The 16,551-nt window shown below is 37.9% G+C and carries 18 protein-coding genes and 1 other annotated feature; of the genes, 7 read left to right on the top strand and 11 right to left on the bottom strand.

The window, feature by feature from the left end:
* Nucleotide 1: 1 nt before the first annotated feature.
* The 3 genes from BAQ46_RS12900 to BAQ46_RS12890 form a co-directional block, all read right to left on the bottom strand.
* Nucleotides 2-1,144 (bottom strand): cysteine desulfurase family protein, encoded by a 1,143-nt coding sequence (locus tag BAQ46_RS12900; protein WP_000638965.1) that lies wholly within the window; start codon nucleotides 1,142-1,144, stop codon nucleotides 2-4.
* Nucleotides 1,145-1,312: 168 nt separating this feature from the next.
* Entirely contained in the window at nucleotides 1,313-3,025 is a 1,713-nt protein-coding gene (gene ezrA, locus BAQ46_RS12895) for a septation ring formation regulator EzrA (RefSeq protein ID WP_000377297.1), read from the bottom strand.
* A gap of 206 nt (nucleotides 3,026-3,231) precedes the next feature.
* The gene (locus tag BAQ46_RS12890; protein WP_071742012.1) at nucleotides 3,232-4,074 is read right to left on the bottom strand and encodes a LysR family transcriptional regulator; all 843 of its coding nucleotides are present in this window, start codon (nucleotides 4,072-4,074) and stop codon (nucleotides 3,232-3,234) included.
* A 124-nt stretch (nucleotides 4,075-4,198) separates the two neighbouring features.
* Here BAQ46_RS12890 and BAQ46_RS12885 point away from each other — a divergent pair, with 124 nt between their 5' ends.
* Nucleotides 4,199-5,143 (top strand): DMT family transporter, encoded by a 945-nt coding sequence (locus BAQ46_RS12885; protein ID WP_071742011.1) that lies wholly within the window; start codon nucleotides 4,199-4,201, stop codon nucleotides 5,141-5,143.
* A gap of 11 nt (nucleotides 5,144-5,154) precedes the next feature.
* On the opposite strand, the gene refZ is transcribed toward BAQ46_RS12885, so the two are convergent.
* Complete coding sequence (refZ, locus tag BAQ46_RS12880) at nucleotides 5,155-5,793, bottom strand: forespore capture DNA-binding protein RefZ (protein ID WP_000814932.1); 639 nt, start codon at nucleotides 5,791-5,793, stop codon at nucleotides 5,155-5,157.
* Nucleotides 5,794-5,940: 147 nt separating this feature from the next.
* On the opposite strand from refZ, the gene BAQ46_RS12875 reads away from it, so the two are divergent.
* The gene (locus tag BAQ46_RS12875; protein WP_000494346.1) at nucleotides 5,941-6,420 is read left to right on the top strand and encodes a GAF domain-containing protein; all 480 of its coding nucleotides are present in this window, start codon (nucleotides 5,941-5,943) and stop codon (nucleotides 6,418-6,420) included.
* Between the two features lie 61 nt (nucleotides 6,421-6,481).
* On the opposite strand, the gene megL is transcribed toward BAQ46_RS12875, so the two are convergent.
* Complete coding sequence (gene megL / locus BAQ46_RS12870; protein ID WP_000726590.1) at nucleotides 6,482-7,660, bottom strand: methionine gamma-lyase; 1,179 nt, start codon at nucleotides 7,658-7,660, stop codon at nucleotides 6,482-6,484.
* Between the two features lie 397 nt (nucleotides 7,661-8,057).
* Between megL and rpsD the strand changes: the two genes are divergently transcribed.
* Entirely contained in the window at nucleotides 8,058-8,660 is a 603-nt protein-coding gene (gene rpsD / locus BAQ46_RS12865) for a 30S ribosomal protein S4 (protein ID WP_000135319.1), read from the top strand.
* A 54-nt stretch (nucleotides 8,661-8,714) separates the two neighbouring features.
* On the opposite strand, the gene BAQ46_RS12860 is transcribed toward rpsD, so the two are convergent.
* Nucleotides 8,715-8,843 (bottom strand): hypothetical protein, encoded by a 129-nt coding sequence (locus tag BAQ46_RS12860; protein ID WP_000050940.1) that lies wholly within the window; start codon nucleotides 8,841-8,843, stop codon nucleotides 8,715-8,717.
* Between the two features lie 150 nt (nucleotides 8,844-8,993).
* Between BAQ46_RS12860 and BAQ46_RS12855 the strand changes: the two genes are divergently transcribed.
* Nucleotides 8,994-9,296: a YjdJ family protein gene (locus BAQ46_RS12855; protein ID WP_000154634.1), complete on the top strand. Its 303-nt coding sequence runs from the start codon at nucleotides 8,994-8,996 to the stop codon at nucleotides 9,294-9,296.
* A gap of 77 nt (nucleotides 9,297-9,373) precedes the next feature.
* On the opposite strand, the gene tyrS is transcribed toward BAQ46_RS12855, so the two are convergent.
* The 5 genes from tyrS to acsA form a co-directional block, all read right to left on the bottom strand.
* Nucleotides 9,374-10,630 carry a tyrosine--tRNA ligase gene (gene tyrS / locus BAQ46_RS12850; RefSeq protein WP_000512096.1) on the bottom strand — a complete coding sequence of 419 codons (1,257 nt, stop codon included), beginning with the start codon at nucleotides 10,628-10,630 and terminating at the stop codon, nucleotides 9,374-9,376.
* A gap of 70 nt (nucleotides 10,631-10,700) precedes the next feature.
* Nucleotides 10,701-10,929, bottom strand: a binding site (T-box leader).
* 77 nt (nucleotides 10,930-11,006) lie between these two features.
* Nucleotides 11,007-11,252 (bottom strand): hypothetical protein, encoded by a 246-nt coding sequence (locus BAQ46_RS12845; RefSeq protein WP_061132046.1) that lies wholly within the window; start codon nucleotides 11,250-11,252, stop codon nucleotides 11,007-11,009.
* Nucleotides 11,233-11,778, bottom strand: coding sequence for an RNA polymerase sigma factor (locus BAQ46_RS12840; protein ID WP_048557724.1), 546 nt, complete (start codon nucleotides 11,776-11,778; stop codon nucleotides 11,233-11,235). The genes BAQ46_RS12845 and BAQ46_RS12840 overlap by 20 nt, the downstream gene beginning before the upstream one ends.
* Nucleotides 11,759-12,214, bottom strand: coding sequence for a hypothetical protein (locus BAQ46_RS12835; RefSeq protein WP_061132045.1), 456 nt, complete (start codon nucleotides 12,212-12,214; stop codon nucleotides 11,759-11,761). Before BAQ46_RS12835 ends, BAQ46_RS12840 begins: the two co-directional genes overlap by 20 nt.
* A gap of 277 nt (nucleotides 12,215-12,491) precedes the next feature.
* The gene (acsA, locus tag BAQ46_RS12825) at nucleotides 12,492-14,210 is read right to left on the bottom strand and encodes an acetate--CoA ligase (protein WP_000862052.1); all 1,719 of its coding nucleotides are present in this window, start codon (nucleotides 14,208-14,210) and stop codon (nucleotides 12,492-12,494) included.
* Between the two features lie 176 nt (nucleotides 14,211-14,386).
* Between acsA and acuA the strand changes: the two genes are divergently transcribed.
* The 3 genes from acuA to acuC form a co-directional block, all read left to right on the top strand.
* Nucleotides 14,387-15,019: an acetoin utilization protein acetyltransferase AcuA gene (gene acuA, locus BAQ46_RS12820; protein WP_000581400.1), complete on the top strand. Its 633-nt coding sequence runs from the start codon at nucleotides 14,387-14,389 to the stop codon at nucleotides 15,017-15,019.
* 17 nt (nucleotides 15,020-15,036) lie between these two features.
* On the top strand, nucleotides 15,037-15,681 hold the full coding sequence (locus BAQ46_RS12815; protein WP_000634568.1) for an acetoin utilization AcuB family protein: 645 nt from the start codon (nucleotides 15,037-15,039) through the stop codon (nucleotides 15,679-15,681).
* Nucleotides 15,678-16,551, top strand: an 874-nt coding sequence (gene acuC, locus BAQ46_RS12810; RefSeq protein WP_071742010.1) for an acetoin utilization protein AcuC, incomplete at its 3' end; no start/stop codon positions are given. The genes BAQ46_RS12815 and acuC, both read left to right, overlap by 4 nt.

The raw sequence follows: 16,551 nt of genomic DNA, 5'->3' as shown, positions 1-16,551 counted from the left end.
TTTACCTCATCACTTCATATAATTTTGGCATCGTCTCTTTCACAATACCTTCAAATTGCTTTACTTCTTCCATCGTGTTTTCTGGTGCTAAACTAATGCGAATAGCACTTGCAGCAGCGGCATGTGGTACTCCCATTGACACTAACACTCTGCTCACTTCATTTGCTTTTGAAGAACAAGCAGATTTCGTTGATACATATACACCGTGCTCTTCTAAAGCATGAACGACCACTTCTGGTTTTAAACCTACAAATGATACATTTAAAATGTGCGGTGCTGCATATGCAAGCGACGTATTAATCGTTACATCTTCCATCTCTTTAAAGAAACGAACAAGCTCTGCTTGTAAACTTTGCAAATGAGCTACCTTTTCTTTCACTTGCTCCATTGTCATGCGAAGTGCTTTCACCATCGCTACAATGCCAGGTAAGTTCTCTGTACCAGAGCGATACTTCAGCTCTTGTTGACCACCTGATAAAATTGGATCTAACCTTACGCCATCACGTACATAAAGAAGACCCGTTCCTTTTACACTATGGAATTTATGTCCAGATATTGAGCAAAGATCAATATGAGAAGCGTATAAATTAAGCGGTACTTTTCCTATCCCTTGTACATGGTCCACATGGAATCTTATTTTCGGATAATTCGATAATAACGTTCCAATTTCAGCAACAGGCTGAATTGCTCCAGTCTCGTTGTTCACGTGAATAATTGACACAAGAATCGTATCTTCACGAAGCGCTCGTTTTACATCCTCTACCGATACAACACCATGCTCATTAACCGGTAAATATGTTACATCAAAACCGAGATCTTCTAATTGTTTATATGCTTCAAACACAGACGCGTGTTCAATATTTGTTGTAATGATATGTTTACCGCGCGAACGATTCCTCATCGCTATTCCTTTAATCGCAAGGTTATTCCCTTCCGTTCCACCTGATGTGAAAATAATTTCAGAAGGCTTAACGTGAAGAAGCTGCGCTGCAATTGTTCTTGATTGTGTTAATAGACGCTCTGCCTCTCCTCCAAGCGAATGAATAGAAGAAGGATTCCCAAAATATTTCCCCGCAACCGTTACGTACGATTGAAGAGCTTCTGGATATGGCTTTGTCGTCGCACTATTATCAAAATAGATCATCGTTCTTCCCCTTTCAGCGCTGTCACATCATATAATCATATCACAAATACGTGTCATTACGCTAAGACTACTCAAAGGTTCCGTTATATTTTAAAACGAATAACCTTACTGTATTCCGCTATTCATTATAGCAACATCGCCTGCAAAATTACACAAAAAAACAAACCCTTATGAAAGGGTTTGTTCATTGTCTACATATTCAGCTATTTTTTGAACAACGCCAGGCTCAAGTTGCTCTAGTACAGAAGCCGCTTGTTCTAAAGCTGCATCGTATTGATATTCACGGAATAATTTCTCCGCATAATTTAAGCTCTCTGCAAGGTTTTCATCATGACTGCGGTAACGATTACCGTATTGAATTAATTTTTCAACTAAATACGCTTGTCCAATTAACTCTTCTGTCATTTCAGCAACACCATTAACAGTTGTGTAAGCTTCTTCTAAACTGCTATTTACAGCATTCATATTTAACGGCTTCACTTCTAATTGTTCATATACAGCTTGCATTGCCATTTGTCCTCTTTTTAAATCTTCCATAATACTCTCTGGAAGACCTGGCAAATTCGACTTTTGCATAAAGCGTTTCGTTTCGAAAATAGTATTTCGCATTTCTTGTAACTTCTCACGCGCTTCAAATTCTTCTTTACGCATCGTTTGCAGCATTTCTTTATATTCTGCATGAAGTACTTTTAATGTTTCACATTGCTCATAAATCTCTTCTAGTTCCTCACGAATAATAGAGAAGGCAATATCTTGTTCCGCAACCCGTAATTGCAACATTTCAAAACGTTTCATTAAAATGTGCATTTGCTTTTCAATTACTTTTTGAGACTCAATGTCCTTATCTTGTAACTGATAGCTTTGTTTCACGAGCTGTGTTTCTGCTTTTGTTTCAATCGTTTCAATGCGAATTTCTTCTAAGTCTTCATAAACAGAAAGTGTTTTTTGCTCCACATAATGTCTCGCATGTACTTCTTGTTCTAGTTGATCATAGAAGCTATCTAAACTTGTTTTTAAGTTTTCTACTTTTTCAGCCGCTTCTGTTATGTGAAGCTCCTGTATATCCATTAAACATATTTGTAGTTGTTTCTTCATATCGCGAACTTCTTTAGGAATTTCCAAATACTCTAATACATAACCTTGTCTTACCATATCATTATGTCCGTGTAATAAATCTTCCAACTGAACCGGTAACGTCGCTTGACACTCTACCAATAAATCTGGAATTTGGTGAATAATGATTTCTAAATCTGCTAAACCTTCTTCCAAACTAATAACAATTTCTCTCGCTTTTAAATAGTCGCCATTGTTTGTTGCTTCTTCAAAGGTTTTAAATTTCTCAGATTCAGCGTCTAGCATCTCTTCGATTTTCTGCTCTGCTGCTCCATACATATGTCTATGAGCAAGAACACTCTTCTTCATACTACGATATGTATCACGTAACCCTTCGATTTCCGAGCTGTTTTTTTCATGGCTTTCTAACAATTGCTGTAATTCATTTAAAATGTCTGTAATACGATTATCAGCGTCATCTAAACCACTTATGGATTCATTCATCGCATGCTTTGCTTTTCGGAAGGAGAATTGCGAGGCGAATTTTCGCGCTTGCGCTAAATCTTTTTCAGCTTTCGGAATGGTTGTTGATACAATTTCATCCCATTCTTCACGCCATTTACCAAACAGTTCTTCTGTTTGACCCGTCATATTTAAATCTTTCACCCGTTTTAGTTCATCTGCCACAGGTTTATCTTTTATCTCTTGTTTCCACTGCTCAAGTGCTTCAATATCTTTATATGAACGATTTCTTATCACAAGCTCTATCATGAGCAGCACTAGAATAGAGCTTACTACAATGATAACGATCGTCAGGATAGAATCCATGCAAAAAAGCCTCCTAGTTATATCTCTTTTTTTGTCCGTTCCGTTTATGAAATGGAAGGCATTATGTATAAAAAGGGAATTCCCCTATATTTAACAACTAACAATGTACTAATCATACCATGTAATGGTTTGTTTTTGACCTAGTTTTTTTAAAATTTCATGTTTCTTTCAATGCAATTGTAATCTTTCTCAATATTCCGTTTGGATTACCTCTCATCATCAAATGAATGCAGCAAAGGGCCTTCTTCCATATGAGATGCGAAATATATTTTACGTACAATTGTCGGTTCAATAGAAATCGCATGCACATTTCCTTGTCTTACCGCTTGCTCTACTGCTATTTCTGGAAGTAACGTGATGCCAAGTCCAGCACTGACCATCGCAAGCATCGGTTCTGCATAAGAAGTTTCAAATGCAATAATCGGTTTCGCACCTATCCCTTGAAACAGATTCGTAATCATTTTCCTTACATCGCAGATTTCTGGGTATACGATTAACTTTTCATTTTGCAAATCTTCCATTTGAATTACTGTTTTCTCTTTATAAAGATGATCATTTGAAACGACACACACAATTTTTTCTTCTCGTATTTCTTTTATACACGTAGCACCTTCTACTACTGAATCGATGAACATCGCTTCAATCTTCCGTTCTTTAAAAAGTCCTATCAGTACTTTCGTATGCTCAATTTTCCATTCTATTTCGAACCCGTCACCTAATATATCTTTACATTTCGCTATGTAATGTGCTGCTAAACTTGGCAATATGCCTATAGAAATGTTCCGCTTCTCTTGAAATTTCTTCATTTCGGCTTTCACTTCATGTATGTGTCCCAAAATCGGTAACATTCTTGTTATGAATAACTCTCCAGCACTTGTTAATTCGACTCCTTGCGCGGAACGTTTTAATAAAGTAACCTCTAAATCCGCTTCTAACCTTTGAATTTGTTTACTAAGCGCCGGCTGAGAAATATGTAAAATCTTACTCGCCTTTGATAAACTTCGCGTATTCTTCACTTCAATAAACGATCGTACTGCCTCTAGATCCATCGTACACACCTCTAACAAAAAGTTATAACTGTCATAAAAAATCGATATTTCCTTCTATAAACAATTACTCTTTATACTTATTTCATCAACTTACTATAACGAAATGTAAAGGGGAAAGATACTCTTGAACAAAAAACAAATGCTACTCGGGTCCCTCCTATGCTTACTTGCCGTAACGGCTTGGGGATTTATGTTTCCTGTCATGGCAAACGCCTTACAGTTTATCGATCCGTTCTTCTTCACAACGATTCGCTATGGATCAGCAGCTATTATTTTTCTTATTCTGCTATTACTTACCGAAGGGACAAAGTCACTCCGCTTAGAAAAGAAAACACTTTCGTTACTCTTTTACGGAACAGTCGGTTTCGCAGGATATGGTTTTCTCGTTTTCTATGGACAACAACTTGCCGGACCGTCTGGAGCCATCCATGCCGCGATGATTCAGTCTCTTATGCCACTCATCGCTTTATTATTGCAGTGGATAACAAAAAATAAACGCCCACAAAACTATACATTCCTTTGTATGTTTGTTGCATTATTCGGTGTTATGCTTGTCATTTCAAAAGGAAATATTCACTTATTATTTGGAGCTGCCAGCCATCTCTCAACAAATATACTTATGCTGTGCGGCGTTACTTGCTGGGTCATTTATACAAACGGTGGTGCTAGTTTTCAATCTTGGTCGCCACTTAGGTATACGACGTTAACTTGTTTATTTGGCTCAATTTCACTCATCACTATCGTCACTTTTTTAACTTATACAAACGTCGTTACTGTACCTTCACTATCGACAATTATGAACGTTCGTTTTGAACTCTTATATATGTCTATTATTGCAGGCGTTATCGCAGTATTTTGCTGGAACGCAGGAAATCGCTATATTTCATCTATTAATGGCATATTATTTATGAATTTAGTTCCTATACTTGCACTTATCGGTTCCATCTTTCGAGGTTATACAGTCGACAAAATTGAAATTGTGGGCGCCTCATTAACAATTATCGCGCTATTATGCAACAATTTATGGCAAAGAAAAGAAAGCACAAAAATCCCCACCTCAGTTCGTTAGGTGGGGATTTTTCACATATGAACAGCTCTTGGCCATTCATAATACATATTCGTTATACATAATGTTTGTTCTATCCATTGTTCAATTTCTTTCGTGTACATTTCTAAGAAAAAGGTCTCAGATGGAAAAGAATGTAGCACTTCTGATATATATTGCGGATATAAAAACGGCATATTCATCATGCCTTTTAATTGCGTCATAAACATTGTAAAAGATACCTTTTTAAATTCTTGTTTCATTTGTCCTTGTCTAATCATTTGCTCTATATAATATCTTTCTTTAGAAAAATAAACGGTCATCACTTCGCGAATTAATGTCGTATCAAGCGACAGCTCTCGGTAAAAGAAACGTGTCAGCTCCCTATTATCAAATTGATATCGTAAAATCCCGCGCACCATTTGCACCATCACATCTTTAGCCGACAAATATTCTCTCTGTTCAAAGGACGTTTCAATCACATGAATATACCCTTCTAAAAAATTAGTAATAAGCTGCTCTAATAGGCCTTGCTTTCCAGCAAAATAATATGAAATATTCGCTACATTCACATCCGCTCGCTTTGCAATGTCTCGCACCGATGTTCCATCATAACCTTTCGTGTTAAACAACGATATTGCCGCATCAATTACTTTTTGTTTCGTCTGTTTCATGCGCTCACTTCCTCTCACTGAACAGCTATAGTGTAAATTTCTTGACTTTTAAGACAAATTCCTTTAATTTTCTATCGACAAAGTCATGTGAAATACATCGTATTTTGCTAATATTTTACACATCTCGATAAAAAAGGAGCTGTTTCCATGTTTACTAAAGAAAGTTATACAGGATCTCGCGTGCAGCAATATGAGACAGTAATAAAACAACTGGATGCATTATTAACTGGCGAATCAAACGTAGTCGCAAACTTATCAAATGCGTCCGCATTATTAAACCAATTTTTGGATCGTGTTAATTGGGTTGGCTTTTACGTAACAGAAGGAAATCAGCTTGTTCTTGGACCATTCCAAGGAATGCCTGCTTGCGTGCGCATTCCATTTGGACGAGGCGTTTGCGGCGTTGCAGCTGAAACGAAAACAACACAGCTTGTAGCAGACGTTCATCAATTCCCAGGACACATCGCTTGCGACAGTGCTTCAAATTCAGAAATCGTCGTACCGATTATTAAGGATGGGAATGTCATTGGTGTACTTGATATTGATAGCCCTGAAAAAAACCGTTTCGACGAAGTAGATCAGCGCTATTTAGAAAAGTTTGTGGAAACACTCCTAAAACATATGTAACAAAAAAGAGCTAGTTATCGATTAAGTACATGACGTACAAAACCGATAGCTAGCTCTTTTTTTATTGATTACTAACAGTAGATATTTTCTTTAACGCTTGCTCTAAATCAGAAACAATATCCTCCCACGATTCTAAACCGACAGATAAACGTATTAAATTATCATAAATGCCCATTTCTTGTCTTAACGCAGCTGGAATCGCGGCGTGCGTCATCGTTGCTGGGTGCTGAATTAACGTTTCTGTATCTCCTAAACTTACCGCAATTGTAATAAAGTGAAGGTCATTAATAAACGCCTGCGTCTCTTCTTTCCCGCCTTTAATTGAAAAAGATATAACACCGCCCCCACGTTTCATTTGGCGAGATGCTAACTCTCCTTCTGGATACCAAACACCTTCTACCGCATCATGATTTTTTAGGAACGATACAATTTTTTCTGCATTATCACAATGACGATCCATTCTTACTGCTAGTGTCTTTAATCCGCGTAACAATAACCATGCGTCAAACGGTGCCATAATACCGCCGATATCTTTTCGCATCGGGCGGATTTTTTCAGCTAACGCTTTCGTTTTACAAATTGTTACACCCGCCACAACATCACCGTGACCACCAATATATTTTGTCGCACTATGAACAACCGCGTCACAGCCAAGTTCAAGCGGTCTTTGTAAATAAGGTGAACAAAACGTATTATCAACAATAACAAGTAACCCATTTCGCTTCGCAACCCGAATCACTTGTTTTAAATCAATTAATTTCATTGTCGGATTAATCGGTGTTTCAACGAAAATAAGCTTTGTATTCGGGCGAATTTTATTTTCCATATCAGCCTCTGTCTCCATATCACAAAACGAATGCGTAATCATAAATTTTTCTTCTAACACTTCTAAAAAACCGTATGTGCAGCCGTATAATCCATTTGAACAAATAATATGATCTCCAGCTTTTAGAAAACCAATTAACGTTGCGGAAATAGCTGCCATACCGGATCCGAAAGCAAGCGCTTCTTCTCCTCCTTCTAACACCGCCATACGTTCTTCGAATAATTTCACAGTCGGATTTCCAAGTCTTGAGTAAATATAAGATGGATCCACTCCCGCAAAACTTGCCTCTCCTTGCTGCGCAGTCTCAAATGTAAATGTAGACGTTTGAAATAAAGGCGGTGTTAAACTTCCTTTATGTTCCTCTGATGTATAACCGTGATGAATTAACGCTGTCTCCATATGCTTCTTTTTCATAAAAACATCCCCTTTTATGTTTTTATTGCCGCATATTCATCATTAAAACTTTGATGAACGTTTTACTTCATTTTATGTAAGCGTTTTATTTGTGTTTCTATCTCTTCTTTTATATCGTTTTAAATTCCTTCTTGTTCATTTCCAAAATTTATATGCATAAAACAAAAACGTACTCGCTTGACGAAACTCTGGGTAAAAGATATAATAGCGTTTGTGTAAAATAAAAAGGCAGCCTTGTAATGTGAGTTTATCGTTTGTATTTTGTTCCTCTACGGAGGTGTATCTCGTAACTCCCTGCTGCTGGAGCGAAGGTACATGAAAACAAAATGCCCGTAAATATCGATTACGTCTGTTTTTATTTTACGTAAATAAAAACATTTTAAAGGAGGAGTCAACTATGGCTCGTTATACAGGTCCAGCTTGGAAACTGTCTCGTCGTCTTGGAATCTCTCTAAGCGGCACAGGAAAAGAATTAGAAAAACGCCCTTACGCACCAGGTCCTCACGGTCCTAACCAACGTAAGAAACTTTCAGAATACGGTTTACAATTACAAGAGAAACAAAAACTTCGTCACATGTACGGCATGACTGAGCGTCAATTCCGTCGCACATTTGACCAAGCAGGTAAAATGCCTGGTAAGCACGGCGAAAACTTCATGATCCTTCTTGAAGCTCGTCTTGACAACTTAGTTTACCGTATGGGCTTAGCTCGCACTCGTCGTGCAGCTCGCCAATTAGTAAACCACGGTCACATCATGGTTGATGGCGCTCGCGTAGATATCCCATCTTACCGTGTAAAACCTGGTCAAACTATCAGCGTTCGCGAAAAATCTAGCAACCTTGTTGTTGTTAAAGAAGCGATCGAAGTTAACAACTTCGTACCAGAATACTTAACTTTCGATGCTGACAAATTAGAAGCTACTTACACTCGTCACGCTGAGCGTGCTGAGTTACCAGCTGAAATCAACGAAGCATTAATCGTAGAGTTCTACTCTCGTTAATGACAAAAAGCCAATCCTGTGGATTGGCTTTTTTCGTTTATATATAAAATAAAATTATTTATTTTCCTCTTTCTGAACATATACATAAGCATCTTTCTGCTCTTTATGTATATCCACCTTCGAATTCTCTGCAAGCTGACCCGCATTTAGCAAAGAAAAAATAATGAGCGCTTCTAGTGACATTTTGTTTTACCACTCCTTTCTAGTTGTTATACATTTATCATACCGCTTACATGTGATTTCCGTATGAACTCGAAAAGGAGATTACAACAAAATGGTTACAAGTATATGAATGCACGCTATAATAACCATAAAATAGGAGGTTGATTCATTTTGACAATAAACCAAATGGTTCAGTTAGGCAGTGCATGTATGTTGTTTATTACTTCCGCGCTTATTAATTGGTATCAGGGAAGTAATTTAATAGATGATCCTGATGAATGGAAATATAGCGCTAAGTTTACGAATTACTTCAAAGGCACCGTTTCAAATTACGAAGATATTTATCAAATCGATTTTTTTATATACGCAGCAAAATTTTATCCAACAGCATTTATCGTTATGCTAGTGAGTTTACTTTATATGCTCATATTAATTCTTTATATTCTATTTAAAAGAAAAGATGCGGCGTTTTAAATCCATACATAAAAACCCCGAATCATAAACTTTTCAGCCTACAATTCGGGGTACTATTTGTTTATATTCGTTTCGGATTAGTAACGAATTAAGAAATATTTCTTTTTACCGCGGCGAATGATTGTGAATTTACCTTCGATGCGGTCTTTTTCTGTTACAACGTAGTCTAATGCTTGTGTACGCTCACCGTTTACGTAGATTGCGCCGTTTGTTACATCTTCACGTGCTTGACGTTTTGATGGAGAGATTTTGCTTTCTACAAGTAAGTCGATTAATACTGTATCTTCTGCAGTACGTTCTACAGATGGTACGTCTTTGAATCCTTGCTCGATTTCGCTTGCAGTTAGTTCTGCTACAGAACCGCTGAATAATGCAGCTGAAATTTTAATCGCTTGTTCTAATGCTTCTTCGCCGTGAACAAGTTTTGTCATTTCTGCACCTAATGCTTTTTGTGCTGCACGTTTTTCTGGTGCTTCAGCTACTTGCTTTTCAAGCTCAAGAATTTCTTCATGAGATAAGAATGTAAAGTATTTTAAGTATTTAACAACATCACGGTCATCTGTGTTAATCCAGAATTGGTAGAACTCGTAAGGAGTTGTTTTCTCTGGGTCTAACCAAATTGCGCCGCCTTCTGTTTTACCAAACTTCGTACCGTCAGATTTAGTAACAAGTGGAATTGTTAAACCGAATGCTTTCGCATCTTCTTCTGATTTACGGATTAATTCAAGACCAGCTGTAATGTTACCCCATTGGTCACTACCACCGATTTGTAGGCGGCAATTATGGTGTTGGTATAAGTTTAAGAAGTCGTATGATTGTAAAATCATGTAACTAAACTCAGTAAATGAAATACCAGTCTCTAAACGAGATGCTACTGTATCTTTTGCTAACATATAGTTTAAACCGAAGTTTTTACCGATATCGCGTAAGAATGAAATGACATCTAAGTTACCAAGCCAGTCATAGTTGTTAGCCATTGTTGCTGGGTTTTCCACGTTTTCGAACTCTAAGAAGTTTGAAAGTTGGTTTTTAATGCTTTCTGTGTAGTAAGCAACTGTATCTTTCGTATTTAATGTACGCTCTGCTTTTTTACCACTTGGATCACCGATCATACCAGTACCACCGCCAACAAGTGCGATTGGTTGGTGACCAGCTAATTGGAAACGACGTAACATTAATACTGGTAACATATGACCGATGTGTAAGCTATCCGCTGTCGGGTCGAAACCACAGTATAATTTAACGCTTTCTTTTTCTAATAATTGCTCAAGGCCCTCAGCGTCTGTTTGCTGATTAATTAGACCGCGAAATTCAAGATCTTGTAAAATACCCATATCCTACATACTCTCCTTTAAGTTCATTACTGGCGTGAAGGTTAAAAACATAAAAAAATCGCCCCTTCAAATAAGGGACGATTTTGATTATCGCGTTACCACCCTAGTTGCAGACCAAAAAAGCCTACCACCTTATTTACATAACGGCTTAGCACCGTCTCTTCCCTTTTGAATACAATTCAATCGAAAAAAGATGCTCCAGGGGCGTAATTCGCGATCATCTATGTGCTGATTTTCACCGGCCATCAGCTCTCTAAAACAGGGAAATGATCACTACTTCTCCCTTTCCACGCTCAATTATTCATATACTTTTCTTTATACCATCATTTATATAGGCGTGTCAAATAGAGGTCGAGTTTCTCTTCTTGCCAATCCTTTACAACGTCATACAGAGTATCGTAATAAGAGAAAGAATTGGAACTCCAACTAGCAACGAGACATGAAACACAACTGATAAATCATTCCCAATCGTCGCTTCCACAGGGTCTTTCGCCGGAGAACCAAGAAATCCGATTAATCGATCGAAGCGACTTACCGTTTTTGGAAAGTCCGGTATTTCTACATGATCACTATCTAAATGTTGCTTTAACTTATATTCACTCTTAAAGGGATTTTCGCTCAATTTCATCCACCTCCAGCAATTGTTTCAATTTCTTTATCCCGTTATGGAGTCTTGATTTCACCGTTCCGACTGGAATATCTAATACCTCTGCAATCTCTTTTTGTTGCATATCATGATAATAAGAAAGGATTAGGACCGCTCTTTGCTCTTCTGGAACTTTCAAAATTGCTTCTCTTACTGTGAGCCGATCTTCGTGAGAGAATTCTTTTTCCGGAATCGGCGCTAAAAACGGCAAAAGCGTACGCCACTTTTTTCTCCTATTTAATTTATTAATCATAAGACGATAACCGATTTGAAATAAATACGTTTTTATTTTTCCTTTTTCAAGTTCATACATATGTTTCTTTCGTTCTAACGTCAAAAACGTATCTTGCACGAGATCGATACTTAATTGTTCATCTCGGTTAAATCGATATAAAAATGTGTATAGCGCTGGTTTGATTAAAACGTATAGTTTTTCCCCAGCCTGCTTATCTCCACTTTGATACGCAAGCATGAGCTCTTCCTCAATCCCAATCTGCGCCATGGTTTTTGATCTCCTTTATTCCTTTTAACGTTAATGAAATACGGGAAATTAAATAGCAGCTTGCGACAATAATCCATACTTGCGATTGATTCGTAAAAAATTGAACGTACGGGTTTTGAATTGTATGGCCAGTTGAAACTAAAATATTTAATGCTTGCACACATATGCATGCATACACTGCAAGACAAGCCGAAATCGTATCAAATACATTCCAGCGAAAATATACTTTTGTTTTCGTAAAATCAATTTTATATCCATTTTTTCTTACTATATGTTTTCTATCAAATGGAATAATGATTGAAAACATAACAATCATCATAACTCCAGCTGTAATCATTGATACTTTAAATCCGATTGGCATCGGTAATAGCAAACCACAAGAAAATACGACCATAACTCCAATTAAAGCAAAAGTAAGAAGTAATTTATTAGACATAAAAAAGCCTCCCTCATCTATTCTTTCATAAATGTATACAGACGAGGAAGGCACTTCGTTCAAATATTATTTTATTTTTTTATAATCTTTGCAGGATTTCCGCCAACTACTACATGATCTGGCACATCTTTTCATACAACTGGATCAGTCGGTATATATATTTCTCCTAGTATCATTTTTTCTTTTTCTGTTTTCATTTTCTTCCCTCTTTATATGTAGGTTAAAGAGGGAAGAAAAAAGAAAGGCCTGAACACTATTTCGTTCAGACCTTTCTCTCTTAATCTTCCATCGTTGATAAGTCACCTGTTGGTAAGTTTAACTCCCACGCTTTTAATACGCGGCGCATAATTTTACCGCTTCTCGTTTTCGGTAATTTATCTCTAAATTCAATTTGTCTTGGCGCTGCATGAGCTGCTAGACCTTTCTTTACAAATTGACGAATTTCTTCTTTTAATTCTTCAGATGGTTCGTATCCCGCTCGAAGCGCGATAAATGCTTTAATGATTTCGCCGCGCACCGGATCAGGAATACCAATTACACCAGCTTCTGCAACAGCAGCATGCTCGATTAATTTGCTTTCTACTTCAAACGGACCAACGCGCTCACCTGACGTCATAATTACATCGTCAATACGTCCTTGGAACCAGAAGTATCCATCCTCGTCCATATAGGCAGAATCACCTGATACGTACCAATCGCCCGGCATAAAGTAAGACTCATATTTTTGCTTGTTATTCCAAATTCCACGCATCATAGCTGGCCAACCTTTACCAATTGCTAAGTTACCCATTGTGTATGGAGGCACTTCATTTCCTTCATTATCAACAATCGCTGCTTTTACACCTGGAATTGGTTTCCCCATTGAACCTGGACGTATTTCCATACAAGGGTAGTTACAAATAACTTGTCCACCTGTTTCTGTCATCCACCACGTATCATGAATACGAAGTCCAAATGCGTTCATACCCCAGCGAATTACTTCTGGATTTAACGGTTCACCAACGCTTAATACGTGGCGCACTTGTGATAAATCGTATTTTTTAATTGCATCTTGTCCAGCGCCCATTAACATGCGAAATGCTGTTGGTGCACTATACCAAACTGTTACACCGTAATCTTGCAGTGCTTCATACCACGCTTCTGGACTAAAGCGTCCGCCTAAAATAACATTTGATGCTCCGACTAACCACGGTGCAAAAATACCGTAAGCAGTTCCCGTTACCCAGCCTGGGTCAGCTGTGCACCAATATACATCGTCTTCTTTTAAATCTAATACCCACTTCGCCGTTTGATAGTGCTGAACCATTGCGTTTTGTGCATGAAGCACACCTTTTGGCTTACCAGTAGAACCAGACGTGTAATGTAGAATCAAACCGTCTTCACGGCCTAACCATTCAATATGTAATTCTTTTGAAGCTTGTTCGAATAAAGGATTGAATGCTACCGTTTTACCGCCTTCTTCTACATTATCTCCAACAAGAAAGACTGTTTTTAAAGCAGGTAAATCATTTAATGGTACACGCTCTAACAATTCAGGTGTTGTAATTAACACTTTTGCTTCGCTATCTTCTAAACGATCGCGAACTGCGCCTTCCATAAATGCTTCAAATAGCGGACCAACAATTGCTCCCAACTTCACTGCACCAAGAAGTGCGAAATATAACTCTGGGGAACGCGGCATAAAAATAAAAACGCGATCGCCTTTTTCTACATCGCCATAATTTTTTAGGACATTTCCTGCTTTATTAGAAAAATCCTTCATTTCCTTAAATGTATACTTCTCTTTTCGAGATCCATCTTGATAATAAAGGGCTACTTTATTCTTCCGATCGGATTTCGCATGCTTATCGATTGCCTCATACGCCATATTCACTCGGCCTGTTTCATTCCAAGTAAAGTTTTTATTAACCTCTTCCCAGTTAAAATTCGCGTATGCCTCATCATAATTCGGCAAATTATTTTCTCCTTTAATGACAGGAAGCGTTTCTACTTTCATACTTTACATCCCCCTCCTATGTATTCTATTATCTATTATAATAACATTATTTAAAATTTTCAGTATATTTGTTGATTTTTAGACAAATTTTTAATGACAAATTTCGATTCACATCGCATATATTATAAAGTACGATATGAATAGATTCACAAACCCTCAAGGTGGTGAGCAATACATTGATCCATAAAAAAATATATAATGCTAGAAACTTAAAAACAGCGAAAGGCACTTTAATTATTGAAGGGCCTGTCTCTACACATAACTTAGAAATGTATGAATTTCATCCAGATTTAGTTGCGTTTCGTCCTGCCGAGCAGCAATATAAAGCAATTGTCGAAATTTCTAAATTGCCAGAAGCTCGTCTCATTATTGCTAGACATGACCAAACGATTGTTGGATATGTTACATACTTGTATCCTGATCCACTTGAACGATGGTCAGAAGGAAAAATGGAAAACTTAATTGAGCTTGGGGCAATTGAAGTGGTCCCAGCCTTCCGCGGGAGTTCTGTCGGAAAGAACTTACTAGAGGTTTCTATGATGGACGATTATATGGAAGATTACATTATATTGACGACTGAATATTATTGGCACTGGGATTTGAAACAAACAGGCTTAAATGTTTGGGAGTACCGAAAAGTAATGGAAAAGATGATGAATGCTGGCGGGTTACAATGGATGGCTACAGATGATCCTGAAATTTGTTCACATCCTGCTAACTGTTTAATGGTCCGCATCGGTAAACGCGTTGATACGGATTCTATTCAAGCATTTGATCGTCTACGTTTTCACAATCGTTTTATGTATTAATAAAGGGGGCAACTGGAATGATTGTAGAAGAAATTATGAATCAAGATGTGGTGACACTACATCCAAACGATACAATCGAAACAGCAATCCGAACGATACGCACGAAAGGCATTCGGCACATTCCAATTGTCGATCAAAATAATCATGTCGTAGGCATTATTTCTGATCGGGATGTAAGAGATGCAAGTCCGTCTATTTTAGATGAACAAGTTTCACTCGATATGCTGAAGCAACCGCTCGAACTGATTATGAAACATCCTGTTATGACTTGCCATCCTCTCGACTTTGTTGAGGAAATTGCTACTTTATTTTTTGAAAATAAAATTGGCTGTCTTCCTGTTACAAAGGCAGGAAAGTTAGTTGGAATTATTTCTGAATCTACTGTACTGCACACGTTAGTGAAATTAACAGGAGCACATCAACCGAGTTCACAAATTGAAATTCAAGTAAAAAATGAACCTGGCATTCTCGGAAAAGTCGTTGCTATTTTTAGTGAGTTACAAATAAATATCGTGAGCGTTCTCGTCTATCCAGCAAAAGATGAGAATGATAAAGTACTCGTTTTCCGCATTCAAACGATGAATCCGCTAAAAGTGATTGATGCACTTGAAGCAGAAGGCTACCGCGTATTATGGCCAAACATCATGGGGATGCAAGCATGAGTAGCGCGTTTATTTATTCGGAGGACTTTCGGGGCTATTCATTTAGCCCTGATCATCCTTTTAACCAACTGCGCGTCACACTTACGTACGATTTATTACAAAAGGGTGGTTTCATCTCTCCTTCTCAAATCATCTCACCACGGATGGCTACAGATGAAGAGATTGCCTACATTCATACAGAGGAGTACATAAATGCGGTAAAACGTGCTGGAGAAGGAAAGTTAGAAAAATCAATTGCAATGACATATGGACTCGGAACAGAAGATACACCGATGTTTCCAAATATGCACGAAGCAAGCGCATTACTCGTTGGCGGTACATTAACAGCTGTTGACGCTGTTCTTTCTGGAAAAGTAAAGCACGCGCTTAATTTAGGTGGCGGCTTACATCACGGCTTCCGCGGCAAGGCATCTGGCTTTTGTATTTATAACGACAGTTCCATCGCAATGAAATATATTCAGAAGAAATACGGTTTACGCGTTTTATATATTGATACAGATGCTCATCACGGTGATGGTGTACAGTGGTCCTTTTATGACGATCCTAACGTATGCACCATTTCACTACATGAAACTGGTCGATATTTATTCCCTGGAACTGGCGCTGTAAACGAACGAGGACAAGGTAATGGCTATAGTTATTCTTTTAACGTTCCACTCGATGCTTTTACAGAAGACGAATCGTTTTTAGATTCCTATCGAACTGTCGTAAGAGAAGTGGCCGCATACTTTAAACCGGATATTATTTTAACGCAAAATGGTGCTGACGCACATTATTACGACCCACTTACACACCTTTGCGCAACGATGAATATTTACCGCGAGATACCGAAGCTCGCTCGCGAAATCGCTAACGAATATTGCGAAGGTC

The sequence above is a fragment of the Bacillus paranthracis genome (assembly GCF_001883995.1).
Classification (GTDB): domain Bacteria; phylum Bacillota; class Bacilli; order Bacillales; family Bacillaceae_G; genus Bacillus_A; species Bacillus_A paranthracis.
This window is presented reverse-complemented; position numbering and strand designations above follow the sequence as displayed.

Excerpts from the sequence above, each read along its gene's own strand:
- BAQ46_RS12900 (WP_000638965.1), bottom strand. The coding sequence starts at position 1,144 with ATGATCTATTTTGATAATAGTGCGACGACAAAGCCATATCCAGAAGCT.
- rpsD (WP_000135319.1), top strand. The coding sequence starts at position 8,058 with ATGGCTCGTTATACAGGTCCAGCTTGGAAACTGTCTCGTCGTCTTGGA.
- acsA (WP_000862052.1), bottom strand. The coding sequence starts at position 14,210 with ATGAAAGTAGAAACGCTTCCTGTCATTAAAGGAGAAAATAATTTGCCG.
- ezrA (WP_000377297.1), bottom strand. The coding sequence starts at position 3,025 with ATGGATTCTATCCTGACGATCGTTATCATTGTAGTAAGCTCTATTCTA.
- tyrS (WP_000512096.1), bottom strand. The coding sequence starts at position 10,630 with ATGGGTATTTTACAAGATCTTGAATTTCGCGGTCTAATTAATCAGCAA.
- BAQ46_RS12815 (WP_000634568.1), top strand. The coding sequence starts at position 15,037 with ATGATTGTAGAAGAAATTATGAATCAAGATGTGGTGACACTACATCCA.
- BAQ46_RS12860 (WP_000050940.1), bottom strand. The coding sequence starts at position 8,843 with ATGTCACTAGAAGCGCTCATTATTTTTTCTTTGCTAAATGCGGGTCAG.
- BAQ46_RS12890 (WP_071742012.1), bottom strand. The coding sequence starts at position 4,074 with ATGGATCTAGAGGCAGTACGATCGTTTATTGAAGTGAAGAATACGCGA.
- BAQ46_RS12875 (WP_000494346.1), top strand. The coding sequence starts at position 5,941 with ATGTTTACTAAAGAAAGTTATACAGGATCTCGCGTGCAGCAATATGAG.
- BAQ46_RS12840 (WP_048557724.1), bottom strand. The coding sequence starts at position 11,778 with ATGGCGCAGATTGGGATTGAGGAAGAGCTCATGCTTGCGTATCAAAGT.
- refZ (WP_000814932.1), bottom strand. The coding sequence starts at position 5,793 with ATGAAACAGACGAAACAAAAAGTAATTGATGCGGCAATATCGTTGTTT.
- BAQ46_RS12835 (WP_061132045.1), bottom strand. The coding sequence starts at position 12,214 with ATGTCTAATAAATTACTTCTTACTTTTGCTTTAATTGGAGTTATGGTC.
- megL (WP_000726590.1), bottom strand. The coding sequence starts at position 7,660 with ATGAAAAAGAAGCATATGGAGACAGCGTTAATTCATCACGGTTATACA.